This is a genomic window from Vibrio sp. 1562 (assembly GCF_033340155.1).
Classification (GTDB): Bacteria; Pseudomonadota; Gammaproteobacteria; order Enterobacterales; family Vibrionaceae; genus Vibrio; species Vibrio alginolyticus.
Genome location: NZ_JAWOVY010000783.1, coordinates 1 through 516 on the forward strand (window position 1 = coordinate 1; position 516 = coordinate 516).

The 516-nt window shown below is 44.8% G+C and carries 1 protein-coding gene and 1 pseudogene; both read right to left on the reverse strand.

Features of this window, described 5'->3' with window-relative positions; translation table 11 throughout:
- The coding region (locus R7Z49_RS27630; protein ID WP_318112849.1) for a biotin/lipoyl-binding protein at window positions 1-355 on the reverse strand (355 nt) is incomplete at its 3' end.
- 3 nt (window positions 356-358) lie between these two features.
- Window positions 359-516 (reverse strand): annotated as a pseudogene (locus tag R7Z49_RS27635) (TolC family protein); the annotation flags it as partial.

A 516-nucleotide genomic window follows, 5' to 3' on the forward strand; every position in this document is an offset into this window, starting at 1 on the left:
GCCATTGGTCTTTCGCGGCTTGAATTTGTTGCTCACGTGCACCTTTCTCTGCTTCTTGCGCTAGTGCATCTGCCGCTTTTTCACCAGCTTTTGCTTGTTCCAGTTTCGCTTCGATTTCTGGGATGTGAAGCGTAAAAATTAACTGGCCTTTTTCAACATCATCGGCTTTGCGAACCATCACTTCGTCGATGCGACCTGGGACTTTCGATGAAATGCTGTATTGCTGAGCTTCAATCAAACCTTGTAAGCGAACTGGTTCTGGCTGATAAGCTTGGTAAAACTGATAGCCAACCCAAGAAGCCACACCCAAGGCGCAAATTGAAAGTAGAACGGGTTTTAAAGATTTTGCTGCCATGACTTATTTAACCTCTTTGGATATTTTCGCTGGGGCGTAAGCGGTATTTTGATATTGTTCGAAGCTGTTCATTTCACTGCTTAATGCTAATAGTTTGGTTAGTGAAATCAGATAGCGGAAGCGCGCCGCCGAACGTTGAGTTTCGATACTGGCGACATAAA